Origin of the sequence: Mangrovactinospora gilvigrisea, assembly GCF_001879105.1 — a bacterium.
Classification (GTDB): Bacteria; Actinomycetota; Actinomycetes; order Streptomycetales; family Streptomycetaceae; genus Mangrovactinospora; species Mangrovactinospora gilvigrisea.
The window spans coordinates 1-21,718 of sequence record NZ_MLCF01000063.1; the positions used below are offsets into that span (position 1 = coordinate 1).

Below are 21,718 nucleotides of genomic sequence, written 5' to 3' on the forward strand. Positions count from 1 at the left end.
CGACAGCATCGCGACCGGCGACGGAGACGAAGCCCCCTACAAGACCGGCCTGGACGCCCTGCGCGACGGCTGGCGGCTCTTCCAGGCCGCCCAGCTGCTCCCCCCGCAGCCCGGCCACGAGTACGACACCTCCTTCCTCAAGCACGAGTTCTGGTTCGAGCAGCTGGTGGCCGCGAACGGCTCGGAGGGCGACGATGAGTGAGCGCACCGACAACGCCGTCAAGCTGACGACCAAGCAGGTCGCCCAGTTCGTGGCGCAGGGGTTCCTGCAGTTCGACGCGGTCGTGCCGGACGAGCTGAACCAGCGCGCCATGAAGCAGTTCGACGAGGGCGTGCCGCAGAAGCCGTACGCGGGGATGCCGCTGGAGCAGGCCTACCCCGAGGGCTCCCTCGTCCACGAGCTGCTGAACGTGCCGGTCATCCGCGGCGCGATCCACTCGCTGGTCGGGCCGGACTCGCTGCTGGACCACCACGCCCTGCATGTGCGCACGCCCGCGCAGAGCCAGTCGCAGACGCTGCACGCCGACTCCATCATCGATGTGCGCGACTCGGCGTTCGACATCCAGCTGATGTACTACCCGCACGAGGTCACCCGGGAGATGGGCGGCACGCTCGTCGTCCCCGGCAGCCACCTGCGGAAGGTCAACGAGGGCGACGTCGGCCGCTACCAGAACCTGGCCGGCCAGAAGCGCCTGGTCTGCCCGGCGGGCTCGGTGCTGATCGTGCACCACGGCATCTGGCACTGCGGGCGGAAGAACGTCACCGACCGCAAGCGCTACATGTTCAAGGTGCGGCTCAACCCGACGATCCGCCAGGTGCGGCTCTGGGACACCGCCGACCTGGACGACCCGGAGGTGCCCGGCATCCTCGCCCAGGGCTTCCCCTGGTACACCGGCGCGGACGGCCGCCTCGAGGTCACCAACCGCGCCCGGCTCTGGCGCCACCTGATCGGCGACGAGTCGTACGACACGCACTACTGGCTCACCCGGATCGAGAACGTCCCGCAGCGGCCCAAGCCGCTCGGCGCCCTTTTCTAACAAGCGGAGTCTCCGTCGAACCTCCGTCGCCGTCGCCCCTTTCCGGGGGGGCGACGTGCGCGCCGACCGACGCCGGGCGTCGGCGGCCCGGTTGCCCCGTGTGCTCCGGGCCCACCGTCGGGAGAACTCCGAGGGCAGTCGGAGCCATTTCATATGTGCCGCGTTGTGGATGCCGTCCGGGACGGGGCCGCAGGAGGTCTCCTCGGGCGGCAGCTGGTGGTCTGCACGAGCCGGCACGGCTGCGGCGGGCTGTTCCGTCTCCGAATCAACGCCGACCCATGGGAACCGGACCGGTCCACAGCTTGTGCTGCTTTGGTCCAAGAGAGCAGGAGGAGTTACCGACCATGCCGAACACGTCCGCTGGTTATGGACTCGGCGCGTCGACCTGGCTGGGGGTGACGATCGATTCGATTCGCCTCGCCCCGGGGACGGTCTCGGGCAGCTGCACGTTTGTGGTGCTCATGGAGACCAGCGGCAGCCGTCGGACGGTGCCCGTCGGCGTACTGCGGGAGGAAGGCGCCGAGCTGGCCGAGGTCCTGACGCGTACACAGTTGTCGCCAGAGCTGTCTCCCGGGCCCGCCAGTCCCTTGCCGGTTCCGCCGGGGGTACAGGTTGAACGGCTGCGGATCACCCGGCGCTGTGAGGGCACTCTCTACGCGGTTGCCGATTTCACGGGCGCTGGCGGGCACAGCGAGGTGGACTGTCGGGCTGTCGACGGCCTACGGCTCGCGGCCGTGCACGGCGCTCGTATCACCGTCCATGAGCGGCTGTTGGCCGGTCCCGCCGGGTTCGGGTCGGAAGGCTGGCGAGAACTCCCCGCGATCTTCTCGCGCGTAGGCGCCTGAGTAGACAGAGAGCGGGCGTGCAGGGAGCGCGGGCATGCGCCATGCTCAACCGCCCGCCTCCGGGTCCTGACAGTGCCGGGAGGCACTCCAGGTCTCGGGCCCGGTAACAGTTAAAGCCGAAGCAGTGACCAAGCTCGTTGGTTTTCACCGCTGGACCGCAGCGCGGCTTCCGCGGCAGGTGCCGGATGCAGACCGCCGGGCTTGGGGCTTTGGTGTCTGCCTGAGCGCGGGCGAGCACGAGAGGGGCCCCGCTGAGGATGCCAATCGTTACTGGCCCATCTGGAGTCGCCGAGCGGGCCCGGGGACCGCAGGATGAGGGCGGGCCCCGATCCCGGACCACGTTGGAGGCAGCAATGGACCCCGCCCAGCTCGGGCCGGTCGAGTACGCGGTGTTCGCGTTCCCCGGCAACCACTTCCGCGGCGAGATGGCCGCGGAGCTCCGCAAGCTCACCAGCCAGGGCATCGTGCGCATCATCGACCTCACCTTCGTCGAGCGCGACGCCGACGGCGCCGTGCAGTCCGTCGAGCTCCAGGACCTCACCCCGGAGGAGTCCGCCGCGTTCGAGGACGTCGACGGCGAGGTCACCGGCCTGATCAGCCAGGACGACCTGGAAGTGATCGCCGAGGAGATCCCGCCCGGCAGCTCGGCCGCGATCGTCGTCTGGGAGAACAGCTGGGCGACCGCCCTCGCCCAGGCCGTCGGCCGCGCCGACGGCGTCCTCGTCGCCCATGAGCGGGTGCCCGCGACGGTGGTGCAGCAGAGCGCCGCCGCGGCCGAGGCCGCCTGACCCCGCCCCACCACCAGCAACCCCTGGGAGAGCACCATGATCGGACGCCCCGTCGTCCGCCGCGGACGCCCCGGCCTCATCGGCATGGCCGCCCGCACGGCCGTCGTCGCCGGCACCGCGACCGCCGTCAGCGGCCGCGTCGCCGCCCGCCAGCAGCGCCGCGCCTACGCCCCGCAGGAGGCCGAGCCCCCGCAGCCCGTCGCCCAGCCGGCCCCGGAGCAGGCCCAGCAGGCCCAGCCGGCCGGCGACACCATCCCCGAGCAGATCGAGCGCCTCGCGCAGCTCCAGGCCCAGGGCCTGATCACCCCCGAGGAGTTCGCCGCCGGAAAGCAGCGCCTGCTGGGCCTCTGACGATCCGTCCGGTCATCCCAATGGCCGCTACGCCATGGCCGACTCCCCATGTCGACCATGGCTGGTGTGTTTGTAGTCCGGGTCGGCATGCGCGACGCGCCAGGGACTCACCTGGGTCGAGTTCCTGGCGTTGGGAACGGATGAGACTTACGGTCGTTGTATTAGGAATTGTGCGTCTGGCGATGTATGGCCGGGCCCCCGCGATGGCATGGATTCGCGAGGGCCCGGCCATTTCGGCTCGCCGTCGCGCTGAAGCGGCCGGAGCGGCCGACCAACGACACCGGCGTCGAGTAGCCCTGGGCACCCAGCCGTTGCATCGCGCTCGCACCGTGCGCTGACGCCAGTGCACCGGTCCAGCCGGGTCTGGTTCGTTGGGTTCGGCTTATCACGGTCGTCGCGCAGCCACCGCCCCCGCGTACAGGACCGGCTCGATCCGCGGACGGCCGCCGATCAGCATCCCGGGAGGGATCCTCTCGCCGCGCGGCAGCCCGCGCTCACCGGCCCCTGTTCACGAGCGACGGCCCCCGGGCCATTGCTGGTCCGGGGGGCCGCCCCTGTACGCCGGGTGAATCAGGTCAGGTGCGGCGCCTGCGGGCCATCCGGAACACCGCAGCCCCGCCGATTGCGGTGAGGGCTGCGACGATGCCAGCGAGGGTGGTCCAGTCCTGGACGCCGGTGCGGGCGAGCCCTCCGCCGTGGTGGCCGTGATGCGGCCCGACCGCGGGCGGGAAGGTGTTGGTGACCTCGACGGACGCCGAGCCGTCGACGGTGACGCCGCCGTCCTTGCCGCCGGTGGAGGCGGCGAAGGTGACGGTGTCCCCGGCCGGGATGTTGGTCTCCTTCACGGTGCAGTGCGCGCCGTCCGGCACGGTGATGGTGCGGTGCTCGCCGTCCTTCAGCTCGAAGGTGCGGTCCGCGGCGGGCAGCGGCACCTCGCCCTCACCGGTGGTGCAGGCCAGAGTGAAGGTGTACGGTCCAGCGCTGCCGTTGACCACGTGCTTGGTGATGACGAGCTGGGCGCCCGGGAAGGTGTTGGTGATGGTGATCGTCGCGGTGCCGGTGGAGTCCTCGGTGACCACGACCGGGTTGTCGGGCGAGTTGTGGTCGACCACCGCCTTCGCCGCGCCGCCGGTATCCACCTCGGAGGCCCAGCAGCGGGAGTTGACCGGCAGGGGGCCGATGGTGACGGGCTTGTCGGCGGTCACCTGGTAGGTGCGGTGCAGGACCACGCTGCTGGGGTTGCCGTTGCTGTCGGGCAGGGCGCAGGTGACGGTGGCCTTGAAGGTGCGGCCGGCTGTATAGGAGGCGGCCGATCCGTCGACCTTCTTCTTCAGCTGCAGGTGCCCGTATTCGAAGGTGTTGGTGATGGCCGCGGTCTGCACGGACTTGGTGCCGATGCCGGGCTTGATGGTGATCTCGACGGGGTCGCTGCTGGGATGGTTGGTGCTGCCGCCGTAGGCGGTGGTCTCCCACACCTGGCAGGTGGCGCCAGCGGGGATGCCGTCGAGGGTGACCGGCTTGTCGGCCGAGACCTTGTAGTCCTGGTCGATGACCGTGCGCGGCAAGTGGCCCTGCGGGTGGATGGTGCAGGTGACGTGGTAGGTGAAGGGGACCTTGTCGATGGCCGGATCGAGTGCGGACGGGTGCTTGCCGATGTGCTTGACCAGACGCAGCTCACCGTAGGCCAGTGCTACGCCGACCTGGATCGGCTCGTTGGGCTGCAGCACCCGCGGGTCGGTGGCGGCCCGCAGCCCGCGGGTCTGGGAGGGGACGCGGGGCGGTGTCACCGGGGTTGCGGCGGCGCCGGCGGCCCGGTCGGTGGTCTCGTTGTGGGCGTAGGAGTTCCAGGCGATGGTCGGGTCGCCGTTGTGGGTGACGTCCAGCGGGGTGTCCATCGCCCAGGTGATCTGGTCGATGGCGCCGGGCGCCATCTTGTCCGGGTCATAGGTCAGCTCGATCCGCATGCCGACGGCCCGGGTGCTGTAGGGGTCGTTCCACGTGCTGGAGGGGCACTGGGGCGAACTGGAGCCCGCGCCGCCCATGTTCAGATCGTCCGTGCACAGCGGCTCGGAGTTTTCATACGCAACGCTCATCGCGCCCGGTCCGGTCAGCTGCGGGCGTGAGGCCAGGGTGGGGCGCTTGTCCCAGGCGGTGCCGCGCGCCTGGTCGAGGATCACGCCCTTGTCGCCCTGGACCGGGAAGCGGTCGACGATCCGCATCGCCGTGCCCGGCTCGGTGCCGGCGTTCTGCAGCCGCATCAGGTAGTGGTAGCGGTCGCCCGGGTTGACCAGGGCGATGCACGGGTTGGCGGTGTACATCCGGCCGTCGGGGCCGGTGATGGAGAGGCAGGAGGAGTCGCCGACCGGCACCGTCTTCTTGCTGCTGGTGTTGTACCAGCCCAGGCTGTCGTTGCCGGAGACCCACTTGCGGGCCTGGAAGGCCGCCCCGGACTTGGCGGTCAGGGTGGCGCTGGAGGTGCAGTACGTGCCGGCGCCGAACATGGTGCCGTCCACCTGCTGGTGGGCGGTGTCCTCGCAGACCATGTCGGGATCGGAGGAGGTGGCGCCCATGGTGTTGGTGACCACGTCGTTGGCGTGGATGCCGGGCTCCAGCGTCACATGGATCTCGATGGTGAAGGTGGCGCCGGGGGCGAGCACCCAGGCCTTGCCGGCGTCGTCCTTGGAGAAGTCCCAGGTGAGCCCGGAGACCCGGCTGCCGGAGTTGGTCGGGGTGAAGACCGGAGTCGGCACCGCGGGCGTCCCGGAGGGCACCGACTCATTGATGATCTTGTAGGGCTGCCCGTTGTCGCCCTGGAAGGAGCTGTTGAAGGCGATGCCCGCGGGCAGGTCGTCCTTGACCACCAGGTTCGGGATGTTGGCCGTGCCGGTGTTCTCCACCTTCAGGTAGAAGGGGGCGTCCTCACCGGGCGAGAGCACGGTGTTGGGGGTCTTGCTGACGGCCAGTCGGGGGGTGCCCTTGATCAGGTCGAGGGTGGCCTTGACGGGCTTGATCCCGGCCGGCACGCCGTCGGTCTCCAGCTTGGTCAGGTAGCTGCCGCCGAGGGTGTCCTCCAGATGGCTGGGGACGGGGCCACCGGAGGAGCGCAGCGCGGGGCGGGGGCTGACGTCCAGCACCAGCTTGCCAGTGCAGCTGTCCGCGGCGCACGGGGTGATGGTGTAGCCGTCGTTGAAGGTGCTGGTGGAGGTGTAGGTGGCGCGGATGCCGGTGACGTCCGCGGCGTTCACCCCGGCCGGCAGCGCGGCACTGGCCGACGGGGTGCCGTTGACCCACTTGCCGCCCACGTACGCGTCGATCTGGACGCGGTCGGCGCCGGCCGGCATCTGGTTGGACTTGATGGAGACCAGGTCGACGGCGTCGAAGAAGTCGGCGTCCCGGTCGGTCATCCGCAGCAGCTTGGCGGACATGTTGCCGGTGTTGCGGATGGAGAGGGTGGCGTCCGCGTGCTGCCGGGGCAGACCGGGCACGTACTCGGGCAGCTCGCCGGGGCTGATCGACTTGTTGAGAGAGGCGGAGTCCTCGGCCGGGCCGGTGTTCATCGACGCGGAGCAGGTCTCGCCGGGGCCGGTGTAGCCCTGGGCGGTCAGGGAGAAGCAGTTTTGGAACGAGACGCCGTCCGGGGTGCCCTCGCGGCGCTCGGTCACCACGTTGATGGTGAAGGTGCCCTCGGGGGGCAGGTCGCCGTTGTAGGTGACCCGGATGCCCTTGGCCCGGTGCAACTGGTCGGTGTTGGAGGCGTCGTAGGCGACCCAGGCGCCCTTGCCGCTGTTCGCGTCCGGATCCCAGATCTCGATGGTGGCGGGTGTGTCGGCTGGGCTGATCGAGATGGAGTCGATCTGCAGGTAGTCGAAGGTCTTGTTGTTCGGGTCCGGGCTTCCGTCGCTCTGCGCGGACGGGTCGGTGATCACCGGATGCACCATCGGGGTGTTCCCGTTGTTGGTGATCGTCAGGTGCATGGGGATCGGCTGGCCGATCGGCACGTCCGTCTGGTCGACAGTCTTGCTGCCCTCACCGGAGGTGTGCGGGTCCTCCACCTGCAGATCCTGGCAGACGTGCCCGGTAGCAGTGCCGCTGCCGTCGGTGCGGCCGGCGTCCCCGGCGAACCGGGCGCAGTTGGTCAGCGGACCTGCGGATACGCCGTCGACCAGGGTGCCGTGGATGTCCAGCCCGGCGTCGGCGCCCTCCTTGATGGTCGGGTTGCCGTCGGCGTCCTCGCCGGTGTACGTCACGGTGATCTTGGTGACGGTGGTGCCGGCCTTGGCGACGTCGACCGTCTGGTCGGAGGTGTAGGTGCTGGTGGTCGACGTCCCGTCGGCATAGCTGACGGTCAGCTTCGCGCTGGTGGCGCCCTCGGGGAAGCGCAGCCGCACCTTCTGGACGTCGATCTCGTCGAAGTTGCTCGCCTCGCCGGGGGCCGGCTCGGTGATGGTCATTGTCTTGACCGGGAAGGGCGACTCATTGGTGACGTCGATCAACCCCGAGACCGGGGAGTTCTCCCCCACCACCGCGTGCTCGCTGCTCTGGTGGGAGAAGTCGCCGTTGGAGTCGGGGAAGAACGCCTTGGTCGCATTCAGATTGAGGATGTCGGGCAGGATGTCGTAGCTGGCGCACGCGGGCTCGCCGGCCACCGTGCCTTCGATCTTCTCCACCGCGGAGGGGGTGGCGCAGTTGTTCACCGTCAGCTTGTCGGTGGGCCGCAGCGGCGAGCCGTCCGAGCGCTTGGTGTCGCGCAGCTTCAGCTTCACCTCGACGGTGCCGCCGCTGGAGTCATATGGCAGCGGGTCGCCCTTGCTGTTGGTGAAGACCACCTCGAAGCCGACCACGTCCCCGGGTGCGACACTGCGCGGCAGAGGCAGCGCCGCCGGAGCCGGGGCGGAGACGGTGGCGCCGGTGTGGGTGGTCCCGTCGGCGGTGGTGACCACCAGGTGGGCCTGGTCGGCGCCGGCCGGAAAGGCGGTCACCTTCGCCGACTCGAAGTCGAAGTCCTCGAAGACCGCCGGGTTGTCGTCGGACAGCGACAGCTGGGTGACGTCGGCCGAGGAGGAGGAGTTGTTGCGCACTCCGAGGGTGAGGGTGGACTCCTCGCCGCTGCCGGCGACGGCCGATCCGTCCGCCCAGCTCTTGGTGGCGACCGGCTTGACCACCTTCGGGATGAAGATCTTCACATCCGTGGAGGAGGACTTCTCGTCCGCGTTGTCGGCCTTGACCGAGGCAGTGTTGGGGACGACTGTGCCGTCCTTCTCCTGGGTGTCGGCCGGCAGCCGCATCCCGATCTCGATCGAGCCGCTCTGCCCGGCCCGCAGCCCCGTCTCGCCGGAAGGATTCTGCAGGGGCTCCTTGTAGACGACCGTCAGCAGCCGCGTCGAGGAGTCGTAGGTGACGTCCCGATTGGAGTTGCTCTTGGGGAGGCTCGTGACGTCGAACTCGGCGGGGAGGGTGTCGGTGACCGTGAAGTGCACGCAGTCCACGGTCAGTCCGGAGCACTGCCCGGTGAGGGTGTAGATGAAGTCGTCACCGGGCTGCAGCGGCTTGCCGCCGAGGTTGTTGGTCTTGGTGATGCTGACATCGCTTCGCGGCTCGGCCGCGGAGGCCGCCCCCGGCAGGCCGGTGGCCTGGACGGTGAACAGCAGGCTCAGCGCTGCCGCGCAGGCGGCCGAGAACCGAACCATGGGCATCCGACCTCTGCGTCGGTACCTGTGCATGAAACGAACCCCTTCGGACACGGCCGCACCTGGAGCAACCGCACCCGCGGTCCCGGCGGACATCAATCCGAAGCTAAACCCCCAAAGAGACTCATTTGCGGTAAAACGCCATAGCTTGACGATTCATCATAAAATTCATCAATCCTGTCTAACCGGTGCACTCTTGCCTGCTGTTCGGGAGTCGATCGCGGCGCCCGTGCCGACCGTCCACCGTTGTCGGATGGATGCACACGCTGCTCCATGCGTCGCCGCTCACTGCCGGATCCCGCGCAGGTCCACGGGCATCGGATCGTGACGAATGTCCCCGGCCGTCGTCGTCTGAACGGTGCCGGTGACCCCGGTGCCGAGCAGACTGGGACCGCTGGCCCCAGTCGGCGGGTTCGGCCACGACAGCCGCCTCCGTCCAGACGTTCCCAGAACCTCCCGCCCTCAGCGCGCGTCGAACACCGCCCCCTGGGCGAGCGGCTGACCGCCGTGGCAACGCTCCGCCCCCGCCCGGTCTGCGCGCAGGCGCGCCCGCCGGGATCCCACCGCAGGTTCTTCCTCGAGAGCCGTGCGTCGACCCGGACACTGCGGCGCGCCCGGCGGCCGGACGCGAGGCGAGGGCCGGCATGGACGGCACCGGCATCAGCATGAACTCCCCCGTCCGGAACGCTGTGGTCATGGCACACCGGACCGCCCCCCACGCCCCGATATCCCACCGCCTCGCCGGACAGCCCGCCCCATCGCCCATCGTGTGACTCGCCGCCCCTTACGCCGCCCCCGGCGCAACCCGTCCCCCGGGACACCCCTGCACCCTGTGAGACCGTTGTGACCTTCGCTCCCGCCACTGGTAATCCGGATTCATCGTCGTGCGCGGCCGCGCCCACCACCGGCGCGCGTCCCTGCACCGGGGCCGCCGTTGGAGGGACCCTCCCGGCCGCGTCGCTCCCCGCCGCACCGCTGCGGGAACGACTCGGCTCTTCGGTGGCGGTGGTTGACCACCGGCGCATCCTGCGCGCAAGGGCCACCCCCGGTCGGGTGGAAGTGCCAGTGTCCCCGCGGCCCGTGGCGGGTCTACCACGAGCCGCGGCGAGCCCCTCCCCCGCACACCGCAGCGGCGGCGCGCAACCAGTCCCGCACCCGCGGGTCGCAGGCGCAGCGACCACGCACCTCGGCCGGGAGCGGGCGCACCGAGTGCGCGGTGGCAACCTCCGGCTGCGCAGAACCCGTTGCACTCCGCGGTGTACCCCGGCTGCTCCGCCGCATCCTCGACCATCTACACGAAGATCCGAGCCGCCCTTGGCGGCCTCGCGACCCCGCCGCCCGTATCGGCGACATCAGGCTGGAGACGATCTGCCGGCAGCTCAACCGCTGGGCCGCCTCATCCACACGATCGGCCCAGGCCTCTGCACAGCCACTGCATCGGCGCCAAACCCTTGCCACCAGTGGGAGTCTCTTAACTACCCGGCAAACCCCAAGTATCCCCTCAGGCGCGGTCATCAGCCGCAGGTGCGCCGAGGCCTCGCTCCCCACCGCCGAGCAGGTCCTCGATGACCACGCACGTCGGCGACCGCGGGCCGTGCGGCGCGAACGACGTGAGGATGCATCAGCGTCGGGGCGGTGGACGCAGTCGCCGATCTGAGTACGACGAACGTCGGAGGAGCACGTGGTCTCCGCAGCGATAACTCAGTTATATCCGCGCCCTCTCTCCCGCCTGCACCGTCCTTCTCCGGGGTTCTGCGATGCTGTACCGGTCCGAAGTACCGACTTCATCGGGAAGTAGACGGAGCCTCATGGCACACGTGCATGTCCTGCTCAACCAGAAGGGCGGCGTCGGCAAGTCCACGCTGACTGTCAACCTCGCCGCCGTGACCGCGGAAGTCCTGGGCGGAGGCGGTGATGGCGACAAGCCCGCGGTCCTCGCCGTCTCGGTCGACCCGCAGGGATCGACGACCTGGTGGTCCGACCGCCTCGGCGAGAGTCTGCCGTTCCTGTTCGTTCAGGCCGACGACGACGTCGAACGCCTCGCCCAGCTGAAGAACATCAACTCCGTGCAGCACATCTTCGTCGACACCCCCGGCTGGCTGGACGTCTCCTCGGCCAGGGGGAAGAAGGCGGACCCGCTCGGCGACGGGCCGGCGGCCAAGGTGCTGCGGGCAGTCCTGGACGCGGCCGACGACGTGATCGTGCCGATCGAACCGGAGCCGCTGGCCTTCGCCCCGACCGCCTTCACCGTCAACAAGGTCGTTAAGCCCCGCAATCTTCCCTGCCGCGTCGTGATCAACAACTGGGATCCGCGGGACGGCGAGACCGACCTGAGGGACACTCAGGCGTTCGTCAGGGGCAACGGCTGGAACATGACCAACACGGTCGTGCGGCACTACAAGGTCCATACCCGCGCCGCCGCGGACCGCACGGTCGTCACGCAGTATCCGGCGAACCGGGTGTCCCTTCAGGCGCGCGAGGACTTCTACAAGCTCGCCCTCGAGCTCCGGCTGGGGGCGCAGTGAGCCCGAAGCGCACCAGCCTCGCCGATCTGCTGGGTCAGGTCGACGCGCCCGATACCGCGACCGAGTCGGCCGGCCGGGTGCCGGTGGGAGAGTTGGCCCCCAACCCGGACAACCCGCGCGGCGCGATCGATGCCAGCAGTCCGGACTTTGTGGAGCTGTGCACCAGCATCGAAAGCCTCGGCGTGGTGCAGGCCCTGACGGTCTGCACCGCCGAGGCGTTCCTCGCCCACCACCCCGAGCACACCGATGTCGTCGGTGATGCGGCGTATGTCGTGGTGGCCGGGCACCGCCGCCTCGAGGCGGCCCGCCTGGCCGGGGTCGAGGACATCCCGGTGTCCGTGGACGACCGGGCCGCAGAGAACCCGCTGGTGTGGGCGGTCGCGGAGAACCTGCAGCGCGTCGGCCTCAGCCCCCTGCAGGAGGCCCAGACGCTGCGGGTCCTGACCGACAGGGCGCCGGCGGGCCAGGGGATGTCGCAGGCCGCCGCGGCGAAGGCGATCGGCAAGACGCAGCCGTTCGTGTCGGGCCGCCTCGCACTCCTCAAGTTGGCTCCGGAGGTTCAGGAGCTGATCGAACGCGGCGAGGTGAGGGTCAAACGCGGCGGGCTGCTGGCCAAGCTCCCGCTGTCGGATCAGGTCGCAGCCGAGCAGGCACTGCGGCGTCTGGTGCCGGAGTTGCAGGCGGAAATCGACGGCGGGAAGCTGACCGACCCTCAACTGGCCATGCGCCTCGCAGCCCTTCCGGCGCGCGAGCAGGTAGCAGCCCGGCGGAGCCCGGTCGGTGCCGAGGCGGGGGCTGAGGGTGATAACTCAGTTATGGCCGAGCGCTCCAAGCCGTCCACCAGGATTCCGGCTCAGGCGGACGACGGCGAAGGCCGTGGCTCCCCTGATGCACGTGCCGGCTCCGGTCCTGAAGCTGACCTCCCCTCGGGTGATAACTCAGTTATGACCGCGGGAGACGAGTCCTCCGACGGCGCGGGGTCGGATCGCACGATCCGCCTGCGAGACCCGCAGCAGATCGCGGATGATCTGGCTACACATCTGTCCTCCCGGGACTTCAAGGCACTGCTGGAGATCTTGATCAAGCGCATGTAGGCCCGCACGCACCGGTGCCCCGTCCCATCGAGCCGATGGGACGGGGCACCGGTGCGTGCGGCGGGGCGGCCGTCACCACGGTGCGGGGCGGCTCAACGGTGAGCTCCTCACCCAGTAGTGACCGGGATCGTGCCGTCGCGACGGCACGCCACCCTCACTGCTCCACCGTCTCGCTCCGGCTGGCTGAGGACGTACGGTGGCCACCGGCGTCTCGGATGCTCGAGTTCCTGAAGCATGTGGTAAATCGTGCCGCGGGCCGGCGAGGCGGTCTGCTCCTGGCGTTGTCCCAAGGGCGGGCTGCCGAGCGGCCCGGAGGCGCGGCGCATACGCCGTGCGCGGTGGCGCCGTCTCGGAGTGTCCTGGGAAGGTGTCCGGACGTCGAGAGCTTCATCGAAGCAGCGGTTGCGGTCGGTGGGTTCGAGGCCTTGATGAGGTGCTCCCCCGGGTGGTGCGGCGCGGGCTGGGGCGTTCGGCTGCATTGCGGCAGGGGAGATCCGCGGCTCTAAGGTGTGCACATCTTGAGGTCGGGTCCTGCGCACACCGGGCTGTACGGGCGGCGGAACGGTTGCCGGTGTGCACGTTCCTGATGATTGTTCTCTCTCTGGTGGTTTGTAGGCTTGCCGGTTGGCGACGATCATTGTTCACTCGGTCGCTGCCATGGGGCTGCACAGGTCTCTGCGCACGCATTAACCCTCTGACCTGCGTTTGTAGGTATGCAGGTAGCTACGCTTGTAGGTTGCTCAGTATCTCTGTATGGATGTTGGTAGCTATCTAGGTTTGTTTGTATGTAGCGACGCTTGCAGGTATCTGCCTCTGCACGTACGGCACCTTTCATCGACGGTTGTCCGCTCCTGACTACCTTCGCCTGCTTCCCTTGTCGTCGTGATGGACGGTCCGATGCACGCAGCTGCCCACGCTCGATTCCTATCGTGCTTGTCGGCTTGCCAGTCTGCCTTCATGGGCGCATGGACCTACCTTCGCCACCACGTCTGGCTGCATCTGCTCTTGTCTGCGGCCATCGGCTGACGCATGGACGCATCGGCCGACGCATGGACGTTGCGATGCCCAGAGGTCTCTCCGTCTGCCGGTGCATCAGCTTGCATCAGGTGACGCGCAGATCCCGCCCGGCTTCGGTCGATGGGCCTCCGTACGTCCGTCAGCGTGACCCCAGGTCCTGACACACGCTCACATGCCCCTCAGTTGCCCCGCGCGACTGATACCGTCTTGCCATGTCGTGGCAGATTCCGGCGAGTGCGGGCTCCGGTACGCACTCAGCCACCCGCAATCGCGCCTTTATGCCCGGTTTTGCCGTGGTCTTGGCGGTGCGGGGCCTGCCACGGCGTAGCTCACTACTTGACGATGCGTCGCTTAAGAAGGGGTCGGTCCGCCGTGCAGTCTGAGGTTCCCGACGCGTTCGTGCCCGATCAACGGGCCGAGGATGAGGAGAATCCGCCCACGGTCATCGCGGTCGCCAGCCAGAAGGGTGGTGTGGGCAAGACCGTGACCACGGTCAACCTCGCATGCCGGCTGGCGATGGCGGGCTACGACGTGGCGGTGCTGGATCTTGAGCCCCAGGCCCAGGCCGGGTCCGCGCTGGGCGTCGAGCTGACGGGGGATCTGATCCGGCGCTCGCTCGGGCTGGTCCTGCAGCACACGGTGCAAAACGTGCCGTCGGCGGCAGTCACCGAGATCATGTTCGATGCCAGTGAGGTCCTGAGTCAGTACGAGGATGCCGGGAAGCTGTTTGTCATCGCCTCCGAGGAGAGCACGATGACGGCGGCCCAGAACGTGTTCATCACCCAGCCGTTCACCGCCACCCCCACGCTGCGCCGCATGATCCTCTCTCAGCTGACCGGGGTGGTGGATTGCGTCATCATCGACACGCCGCCGGCGGTCTCCTCGCTGAATGCGTTGGCGATCGCAGCGTCGGACTACGTGCTGACGCTGTGCAATCCCGAGTACCAGACCGTCAAGGGCGCTTTCCTGCTCAAGCCGACGGTCGAGGCGATGGCCGAGCTGACGCGGGGGGAGTGCACCCCGTCCTATCTGGGGTCGATCTTCAACATCTCCAACCCGGAGTCCAAGCGGACCAACCAGGATGTGGCGATCCACAACTCCATGGTCCGGGGCGGGCTGCTGCCGTTTGTCACCGACATCCGCAAGGACACCCGGATCTCGGAGTCCTACCTGCACAAGCGCCCCGCCGTGGTGCGCTACCTCAAGCATGCGCCGGGCAAGCAGTACACGGCGCTGGTGGAGGAGATCTTGGAGCGGATCGGCTCGCCGGCGCCGGAGTGGAAGGTCGCCGCGGAGTGGGCGGAGTCGGACGTTGAGGCCGCCGAGGAGAGCGTCGATGCCTGACAAGGACGCCGGCGCCGGCAAGCCGGTGCAAAAGAAGAAAGCCGGGCTGAGCGGAGGGCTCAAGCGGCAGCGGCGGGCGCCCGCCCCGAACCTCCAGGACGGGCTGCTGACCGGGGTGGAGGAGATCGTCTCCCGGTCGTTCGTCGGCCAGGCCGTGGCCGCCGCCCACCAGCCGGAGGACGAGGGCGGTTCTTCGGTGCCGGCGGAGGCCACCGCCGACGCCGACACGGCCACCGGTGCGCTCCCCTCCTCCCGGATCGAAGCGCCCGCCGCCGCGGAAGCAGCGCCCGTCGATTCCGCGGAGCCTGCGAAGGCCGCCGCGGACATGCCAGGCGGTGGTGCCACGCCCGCGGCGGATGCGGGCAGCGAACCGGACGCCGTGGAGGCCGTGTTGGCCGATGCCGCCTCGCCCGCTGCGGCGCCGGCTCCGGTGGCGGATGCGGATGCGGCTGCTGCTGCCGAGGTGGAGCCGGCCGCGGGGGCCGAGCCCGACCTGCAGGACACCGACGAGCAGGGCGCCCCGACCGCTCCTGCGGCCGAGGAGCCGGCGAGGCCGCCTGCCAGGCGCCGCGCCGCGTCCTCGGGGACCCGTCGTGCCGCGTCGGCCGAGAAGTCGGGGTGGGCGCACCGGGCGGTGCTCGACTCCTGGACGGCCAGCACCTTCGACGTGAAGTTGCGGCGCAACCAGTGGAAGACCCATCCCTTCCGGTTCGCTCCGGACCTGGCGGAGGCGTTGGGCCGGCGGGTCGCGGAGGACCGGGAGAGCAGCGGCCGGTCGCTGACGGTGGCGCAGGTCGTCAACGCGGCCATGGCGAGCGTGCTGCCGGCCGAGCTGGACGAGCAGATCGCGCTGGGGGAGGAGTTCTTCGAGGGCCGTCTGGATGTTCCCGCGGGCAAGCAGGCCAGCCATCGGATCAGTCCGGAGGTGTACGAGGTCGTCTCCAGGCTCCCGGACCGGCTCAAGGCGGCCGGGCGCGGACGGATCACGACCCACATCTACTCCGCGGCCCTGGAGCGGTTCCTCAAGGAGTTGGAAGCGGAGGGCCCGCTGAAGTAGCGCCGGAACCCCTCTCGCTGAGGCGGGCGGACGGCCCTGTGAACAGCAGTTGTAGTCAGCTCGATAGCGAAGGCAGTAGGGAAGCCGGTAGGGATGCCGGTAGTTCTGTAGGGATCTTCGTAGGTATCGATCGATGCATCGTCGCATCAATGCTTGTTTCGCTACGCCGTGGCAGCTTTGCAGCTATCGGGGCGGCCGAAACGCACCTTTTAAGGCTTCAAGGCGCCCTGCGACACGCCGATCTGACATGTCGTGGCAGAACCGCTGTCCACTGCGGTAGCGTCAGCATTGCCATAGCCCTCATCTACAACCCCGTCAGGAGGTAAACCCCGGTGCCCCGGCGGATTACCACGACCTCGCTCGCCAAAGCGGCCAACGTCAACAGGATCTGGGTCCAGAAAGCGGTCGACCTCGGCCTGATCAGCCTCCAGTCCCTGGACGGCGAGGACGTCATCGCCGTACGGACGTTCACGGTCGCCGACCAGATCGTGTGGCCCGGCGACCGCCGCTCCCGCTCCGTCACCCGCGACGCCGCCATCTGGCTGTCCGTGGCCGTCAACGCCGCCCGCGACGCCGCCGGAGACCCCCGCACCACGCCGGCCACCGCCCTGTGGCTGATGCCCGACGACGTCCAGGTCACCCAAAGCCACCCGGAAGAGATGTTCTTCCTCGGCGCCGGCCTACGCCAACGGGCCGCCTTCCGCGTACCCATCGGCGCCTGGATCGACGAACTCCCCCCCGGGTTCGAACTCCACCGCACCACCGAACCCCACCCCACCGCCCTCCCCAAGCCCGCACCAGGGGAGATGGCCAAGGCCGGCTCAACCACACCAGACCACTCGGCAGCATGACAGCCCACCCAGCCGTCTGCTGACGAGACAAAGACCCTCCGGGCGGGGCGCACAAGCGCCAACAAGCCGCCCCGCCCGGACAAGAACAACACCGACCCGAAGGAGGTGACTGCACACCCCACAACCGCATAAAGGCCACCACCGGCGTCAGCTGCCTGCCAGCAGGCTGATCGCTCGATTCGTGGCGCCCTCATCCGCCGGCACGAACATCACGCCGACGCGGCAGGTCCTTTGTTGTCTCCTGGAGCCTCCAGTATGCACACCCGCCAGGAGGGCGGCTGCACGCTGCCCAAAAACCCCACTCTCGCGCACACCCTCGTCACCGACCGCACCCAGCAACACATCGCCACCACCGCCTCACGCCGCACCCGCCACGCCAGCGACTTCCTCCCCGCCGTCCGCTTCATGATCGACGCCGGATTCCATCCCGACGCCGGCCCCACCACCCTGCGCCTGGCCCACGCCCTCGCCGTCCGCATGCACCGCTCCCGCGACGGCCACATCCCCTACAGCCTCGAGCGCACCTGCGCCCAACTGGGCCTGGGCCGCTCCACCGTCGCCAAGCACGCCAAGATCCTGCGCGAGCTCGGCCTCCTGGCCTGGGCCCAGCACGGCACCCGCGCCAACGCCCTGCCCCACCGCGACCACCCACGCGCCGGCTACCGCCCCACCGCCACCCTCTACGCCCCCTGCACCCCGCCCGTCTACGACCAGGCGATGGGCCACCGCACCCGCGGAACCGGCTACACCGCCCGCCTCACGGGCCGCACCCGCCCCCCGCGAACGACCCGAAAGATCCGCCGCCCGTGGACCCCTTCTGTTACCTCAAACCCCTCTACTGGACACGTAACTGACGACAGGACAACAAAAAACCCCGCGCGCAGCGCGGCAACAAACCCACCCACCTCCTCCGCACCAACTCCGCGCACACCCACCCGCACACCCCGCCGGCCGCGCCGCAGCCCCGCCAAGGTCCAGGCCGACATCGCCCTCGCCGCCCAGGTCCGACCCCGAGTGCCCTGGACCCAGCGGCTGCCGCTGCGCCGCCTCGCCTTCGCCCTGCGCCCCATGATCGACGCCGGCCTCGACGCCGCCGCGATCGCCGCCGAACTCGCCGCCTGGGCCTGGTCCTGGCCGCGCACCTGGCGGCCCAGCGACATCGCCGGCTACCTCCTCGGCCAGCTCAACAAGGGCCGCGGCTTGCCCGCATCCCGCGACACCTGCGGCTGCGGATGCGGCGGCCGAGCCCAGGCGACGCCGCCCAACAGCGCGTTCGCTGCCGCGTTCGCCACCCTCGCCGCCGCTGGCCCGAAGCTGGCCAGCAACGACCCGGACCAAGTTCCGGCCGACTTCACCACCCGCCGCGAACTGCTGCTGTGGAAGCGGCAGCGAGACCGCGACATCCAGGCCGACATCCTCGCCTCGCTTAGGCAGGCGGGGGAGCGGCAGCAGCGGCGCGCGCTGGCGCAGCTGCCGTTCGCCCAGTGGCTCGAGGCCGTCGAGGACCGCAGCACCTGGTACCTGCCCCATCCGGCTGAGCCCGGAGCCTGGGTTTCGCCCTCACCGTGAGCGTGCGCGGCGCCCAACCGCCTTCAACGGCGCCGTCGGTTCTGACGGAGGCCACATCGACCGGGAATGCCGGGGCGACGGCGATCGGGGGTGACCCCGTCGCCGACGGCCACTGGAGGTGAACGCGTGATACTGGTCGGCGCGTGGCGGCGGCGGGAACTCAGGTTCAGGAAGCCGGCTGCAGCCAGCGCCGCGCCGCGGCAAGATCCACCTCGACGTCGTCGCTCCAGGAGCAGACCTCCAGACAGCAGAGGTAGCCGCCCTGCGCGAAGACCAGGACCTCGCCGGGGCACGTGCCGAGCTCGGTCGTCAGCGGCATATCGGCAGCCACGACGGTGCCGAGGCCCGTCGGCGCCGGCACCACCGCGTCGGCATCGAGTTCGAAGCAGGCCGTGCCGCACCCGCACAGGCAACGGGACAGCACCTTGAGACGGGGCACCTGCAGCCGGAGAGCCATGTGAACGGGATCTGCTGGGCTCAGCACGAGGTCAAAAACGTCGGCCACGTCCTCCGGCAGACTGTCAGTCATGCCGCCACAGTAACTGACCAGCAGCTTTGGGCTTCGACCACTTTCGGGTCCGACGGCCCGACGCGCACAGGTCCAGGGCCGAGTCGGGACCGGTGCAGCAGCCGTCGATCACCTCCAGTCGGCACTGCGGCATCCTCGGGGCCGAAGCACCAACAAGCGGCCCTCCGCGACAGCAAGATCCTTGCTATCGCCGGGACGTCGGCCTGTGCGGGCACCGAGCCAGTCACGTGACCCGTGGTCGACTCGAGTGTCAGGAACCGAAGCCGTTGCAGCTGGCGGATGCGAAAGCGCCCGAGGCGTTGGCGGTCTTGGGGGTGCCCTTGTTGACGGTTACCGAGCATTTCGCGCTCCCCCCGCCGGCTCCGAGGGTGACCGACAGATCTCCACCCTTGACCAACCCGGTCGCCGTCTCCGTCCGCGTCCACGGCAGCTTGTCCACAGTCGTCTGGCTGGTGGACCAGTTGTCCTTGTCCCACTTGCTGTAGGAGATCACAGCGTGAGTCGCAGTGCCGGTGACCTCGTAGTGGATCTTGTAAGTCTTCTTGGATTCGCTGTTGATGCTCATGGGGATCACGATGGCGAGAATGATCCCGACGATCACCACGAGGCCCCCGCAGCCGAGGCAGCCGATCTTCCACTTGTTCCGAGGCTTCTTGCCCGGAGGTTGCTGCGCCTCCGGCGGCGGAGCGGCCGACCCCGATTCTTCGCCGCCGTCTTGGGGCTGCCATTGCTGTTCAGACATGCCACACCTCGCAGACAGAGCACCGATTGCTCCCGGTAACTTTTCATGTGCGCAGTGGAGCAGCGCGTTGTCCGGGCGGAACGGGTGACCCTTCCATCAGGCCAGCGCCGGGCGTGGTGATCAGCCATCGCCAGGTGGGCGCCAGCCCGAGCGGGAGCTTGACGCGGTCGACGTGGCCGGTGACTGCCAGGGCGGCGGGCCGCACCTCAGCACCGGCCACAGCGGAACCGTCGCGGGCCGAGGACGAGTTCGATGGTGGGCGCCGATAGGATGGGGCATCCACCTGGGTGCGCGCGGCAAGCCCCGTCCGCATGTGGCCCTTCTGGATCCCGAGCGTATCCGTCGGAGTGGCAGGATGCCCCTGCCTCCGTGCCCAAGGCTGTCTCGGTGCTGACAGCAGTCGGCGCCTACGCTGTGCTCAGCATCGTCATCTTTGGCGCGGCCCGCCCGATCCCCGGTCACCACGAGCTAATCACCGCCGATGTCCATGTCCTGCTGATGCAGCCCTTTGCTGCCCACGCGGCCTGCAACTGCGTCCGCGCCACTGGGCTTCCTCCCGATGTGGATGAGGATCGAATAGGGCGCCTGTGGTCTGCTGTTGCTCGGCCTCGCCGTGAACCGCCCTACACGCCGAGATCCGACGAACCTGATGCACCGGACAGACCTTCCCCCCAACTCGTATCGGGGTTTCGATGTCGGGCTACTCGGGGCTATCCCCGCGTCCGCGGGGAGCACACAAGTTGGATCTGAGGTGTGCGCAGGGACTTGCTGCTCACTTGGCGGCTCTGCCTGTCAGGCGCCGTGGTAAAGGCGCTCGAGGTTGATGAGTTGAAGTGCGGGGTCATGTTCGGCCAGGTCGTGCAGGTCGTTGGTGAAGCCGGCGCCGCTGGACAGCAGCAGGCGCGTGGTGTCGGCGCGGATGCCCGGGCGGGCGTGGAGCAGTTCGCGGATGTGGTCCAGGCGGCGCAGGTGGCCCAGGCCCATGGTGTCGTTCCACTTGGTCTCGCCGATGGCCAGGACGCGTTCGCTGCCGTCTTCGTCTCGGCCGAAGATCACGGTGTCGAGTTCGTGACTGGTTTTGGCCGAGGGGTCGGGGACGGTGCCTGAGGCCACGCGAGTGCGCAATCCGCCCAGCGTTTCGGGGGAGGCGTGCCAGCGGGCCCAGGATCGGGCGACCTGCTCAAAGTGCGGTCCGACCACCTTGCTGGCGAAGGTGTGGCCACTGCGTTCCCAAACCTGCGCGGCGTGCCCGGGGCGTTCCAGGTCGCTCCATTCCGGGCGCATCAGTGCGTAGTAGAAGGTGAGGATGGGTTCGGCGATGCGGTAGGCCGAGCGCTTGCGGTGGAAGGCGTCGGGGTCACGCACCACCATGCCGGTGTCTTCGAGCACGGTCAGGGCGTGGCCGAGGTCGGTGGATTTGCGTTCGAGGTAGGAAGCGATGCCGCCGCGGGTGTGGTTGCCGGCGGCGATGGCCGCCAGCACGCCGTGGTAGAGGGCGGTGTCGCGCATGTCGGGTTCTTCGGCGAGAAGGAAGCGGGCCTCGCGGAACAGGGGGCGTCCCGGGTTGAGGACGTTGCGTAGCACCCAAGGGCCGAAGTCGTCCGGTCCGGTGGGGGCGTCGTCCAGGACGAACTCGCGGCGATAGGCCGGGGTGCCGCCGACTACCGCGTTGAGCAGGAGGGCCAGGTGCGGGTCGGTAAGGTCCCAAAAGCGGGCGGCCAGGCGGTAGTCGAGGGTGGGGACGATCAGCTCCAGGCTGGCGCGGCCGCGAAGCGGGGCGGTTCCCGCCAGCAGTCCACCCATGAACGACAGCGCTGAGCCGCACAGCAGCAGCCGGATTGGTCCGGTTTCGCGTCGCGCGTTCGGGCCCAGGGCGCGCTGGAGCAGCGATGGTAGTTCGGGGGAGGCTTTGACCAGGAATGGAAATTCATCCAGGACCACGGTCACCGGAGCGTCGCCAGGGCGCGCCAGCGTCATCATGGTCTGCACGGCTTCGTCCCAGTGGGCGAAGTGGTAAGGCGTGGGACGCTGCTCGTAGCGGGCCAGGGCCGTACCGAACTGGCGGAGCGACTCTGCCTCGGTGGCCTCACTAGCGGCGAAGAAGAACCCGCCGGTGGCTTGGGTCAGTGCATCCAGGAGGAAGGTCTTGCCCTGGCGGCGGCGGCCGGAGACCACACCCAGGGCCGGCCCAGGGCGAGTGTGCTGGGCGAATCGGACCAGCTCAGCCCATTCGAAGTCGCGATCGAACATGTCGGCGGGCTTGTCCATGAGCAGCACCCCCA

At 69.2% G+C, this 21,718-nt stretch carries 14 protein-coding genes and 1 pseudogene; 11 read left to right on the top strand and 4 right to left on the bottom strand.

All coding sequences use genetic code 11. The features are described from left to right. The 5 genes and pseudogenes from BIV57_RS12980 to BIV57_RS13000 all read left to right on the top strand — a co-directional run. Positions 1-202, top strand: a pseudogene (locus BIV57_RS12980) (hypothetical protein); the annotation flags it as partial. Then, a complete protein-coding gene (locus tag BIV57_RS12985; RefSeq protein ID WP_071656924.1) occupies positions 195-1,037 on the top strand; it encodes a phytanoyl-CoA dioxygenase family protein in 843 nt (280 codons plus the stop codon). The pseudogene BIV57_RS12980 and the gene BIV57_RS12985, both read left to right, overlap by 8 nt. Positions 1,038-1,381: 344 nt before the next feature. Then, entirely contained in the window at positions 1,382-1,882 is a 501-nt protein-coding gene (locus tag BIV57_RS12990) for a bifunctional nuclease domain-containing protein (RefSeq protein WP_071656925.1), read from the top strand. 353 nt (positions 1,883-2,235) lie between these two features. Continuing rightward, positions 2,236-2,670 (top strand): DUF6325 family protein, encoded by a 435-nt coding sequence (locus BIV57_RS12995; protein ID WP_071656926.1) that lies wholly within the window; start codon positions 2,236-2,238, stop codon positions 2,668-2,670. A gap of 36 nt (positions 2,671-2,706) precedes the next feature. Next, positions 2,707-3,021 (top strand): SHOCT domain-containing protein, encoded by a 315-nt coding sequence (locus BIV57_RS13000; protein WP_071656927.1) that lies wholly within the window; start codon positions 2,707-2,709, stop codon positions 3,019-3,021. Between the two features lie 575 nt (positions 3,022-3,596). Here the strand turns inward: BIV57_RS13000 and BIV57_RS13005 are convergent. Then, positions 3,597-8,714, bottom strand: a complete 5,118-nt coding sequence (locus BIV57_RS13005; RefSeq protein WP_245797631.1) for a DUF5979 domain-containing protein — start codon at positions 8,712-8,714, stop codon at positions 3,597-3,599. 1,802 nt (positions 8,715-10,516) lie between these two features. On the opposite strand from BIV57_RS13005, the gene BIV57_RS13010 reads away from it, so the two are divergent. The 6 genes from BIV57_RS13010 (at position 10,517) to BIV57_RS13035 (ending at position 18,165) form a co-directional block, all read left to right on the top strand. Beyond that, positions 10,517-11,233 carry a ParA family protein gene (locus BIV57_RS13010; protein WP_071656929.1) on the top strand — a complete coding sequence of 239 codons (717 nt, stop codon included), beginning with the start codon at positions 10,517-10,519 and terminating at the stop codon, positions 11,231-11,233. After that, entirely contained in the window at positions 11,230-12,327 is a 1,098-nt protein-coding gene (locus BIV57_RS13015) for a ParB/RepB/Spo0J family partition protein (protein ID WP_071656930.1), read from the top strand. Before BIV57_RS13010 ends, BIV57_RS13015 begins: the two co-directional genes overlap by 4 nt. A gap of 1,389 nt (positions 12,328-13,716) precedes the next feature. Further along, a complete protein-coding gene (locus BIV57_RS13020; protein WP_245797633.1) occupies positions 13,717-14,688 on the top strand; it encodes a ParA family protein in 972 nt (323 codons plus the stop codon). Then, positions 14,681-15,745 (top strand): hypothetical protein, encoded by a 1,065-nt coding sequence (locus BIV57_RS13025; protein ID WP_071656931.1) that lies wholly within the window; start codon positions 14,681-14,683, stop codon positions 15,743-15,745. The genes BIV57_RS13020 and BIV57_RS13025 overlap by 8 nt, the downstream gene beginning before the upstream one ends. A 332-nt stretch (positions 15,746-16,077) precedes the next feature. Beyond that, entirely contained in the window at positions 16,078-16,596 is a 519-nt protein-coding gene (locus tag BIV57_RS13030) for a hypothetical protein (protein ID WP_071656932.1), read from the top strand. A 255-nt stretch (positions 16,597-16,851) separates the two neighbouring features. Beyond that, complete coding sequence (locus BIV57_RS13035; protein WP_071656933.1) at positions 16,852-18,165, top strand: hypothetical protein; 1,314 nt, start codon at positions 16,852-16,854, stop codon at positions 18,163-18,165. A gap of 166 nt (positions 18,166-18,331) precedes the next feature. Here the strand turns inward: BIV57_RS13035 and BIV57_RS13040 are convergent, their stop codons facing one another. The 3 genes from BIV57_RS13040 to BIV57_RS13050 all read right to left on the bottom strand — a co-directional run bounded on the left by BIV57_RS13040 (position 18,332) and on the right by BIV57_RS13050 (position 21,704). Continuing rightward, positions 18,332-18,694, bottom strand: coding sequence for a hypothetical protein (locus BIV57_RS13040; protein WP_071656934.1), 363 nt, complete (start codon positions 18,692-18,694; stop codon positions 18,332-18,334). Between the two features lie 250 nt (positions 18,695-18,944). Then, on the bottom strand, positions 18,945-19,436 hold the full coding sequence (locus BIV57_RS13045) for a hypothetical protein (protein WP_139275633.1): 492 nt from the start codon (positions 19,434-19,436) through the stop codon (positions 18,945-18,947). A 792-nt stretch (positions 19,437-20,228) separates the two neighbouring features. After that, positions 20,229-21,704, bottom strand: a complete 1,476-nt coding sequence (locus tag BIV57_RS13050; protein ID WP_071656936.1) for an AAA family ATPase — start codon at positions 21,702-21,704, stop codon at positions 20,229-20,231. Positions 21,705-21,718: the final 14 nt, after the last annotated feature.

What these genes read in the sequence shown, in the direction of transcription:
- BIV57_RS12985 (WP_071656924.1), top strand. Translation starts at nt 195, where the DNA reads ATGAGTGAGCGCACCGACAACGCCGTCAAGCTGACGACCAAGCAGGTC.
- BIV57_RS12995 (WP_071656926.1), top strand. Translation starts at nt 2,236, where the DNA reads ATGGACCCCGCCCAGCTCGGGCCGGTCGAGTACGCGGTGTTCGCGTTC.
- BIV57_RS12990 (WP_071656925.1), top strand. Translation starts at nt 1,382, where the DNA reads ATGCCGAACACGTCCGCTGGTTATGGACTCGGCGCGTCGACCTGGCTG.
- BIV57_RS13035 (WP_071656933.1), top strand. Translation starts at nt 16,852, where the DNA reads ATGCACACCCGCCAGGAGGGCGGCTGCACGCTGCCCAAAAACCCCACT.
- BIV57_RS13010 (WP_071656929.1), top strand. Translation starts at nt 10,517, where the DNA reads ATGGCACACGTGCATGTCCTGCTCAACCAGAAGGGCGGCGTCGGCAAG.
- BIV57_RS13000 (WP_071656927.1), top strand. Translation starts at nt 2,707, where the DNA reads ATGATCGGACGCCCCGTCGTCCGCCGCGGACGCCCCGGCCTCATCGGC.
- BIV57_RS13040 (WP_071656934.1), bottom strand. Translation starts at nt 18,694, where the DNA reads ATGACTGACAGTCTGCCGGAGGACGTGGCCGACGTTTTTGACCTCGTG.
- BIV57_RS13050 (WP_071656936.1), bottom strand. Translation starts at nt 21,704, where the DNA reads ATGGACAAGCCCGCCGACATGTTCGATCGCGACTTCGAATGGGCTGAG.
- BIV57_RS13005 (WP_245797631.1), bottom strand. Translation starts at nt 8,714, where the DNA reads ATGCCCATGGTTCGGTTCTCGGCCGCCTGCGCGGCAGCGCTGAGCCTG.
- BIV57_RS13025 (WP_071656931.1), top strand. Translation starts at nt 14,681, where the DNA reads ATGCCTGACAAGGACGCCGGCGCCGGCAAGCCGGTGCAAAAGAAGAAA.
- BIV57_RS13045 (WP_139275633.1), bottom strand. Translation starts at nt 19,436, where the DNA reads ATGTCTGAACAGCAATGGCAGCCCCAAGACGGCGGCGAAGAATCGGGG.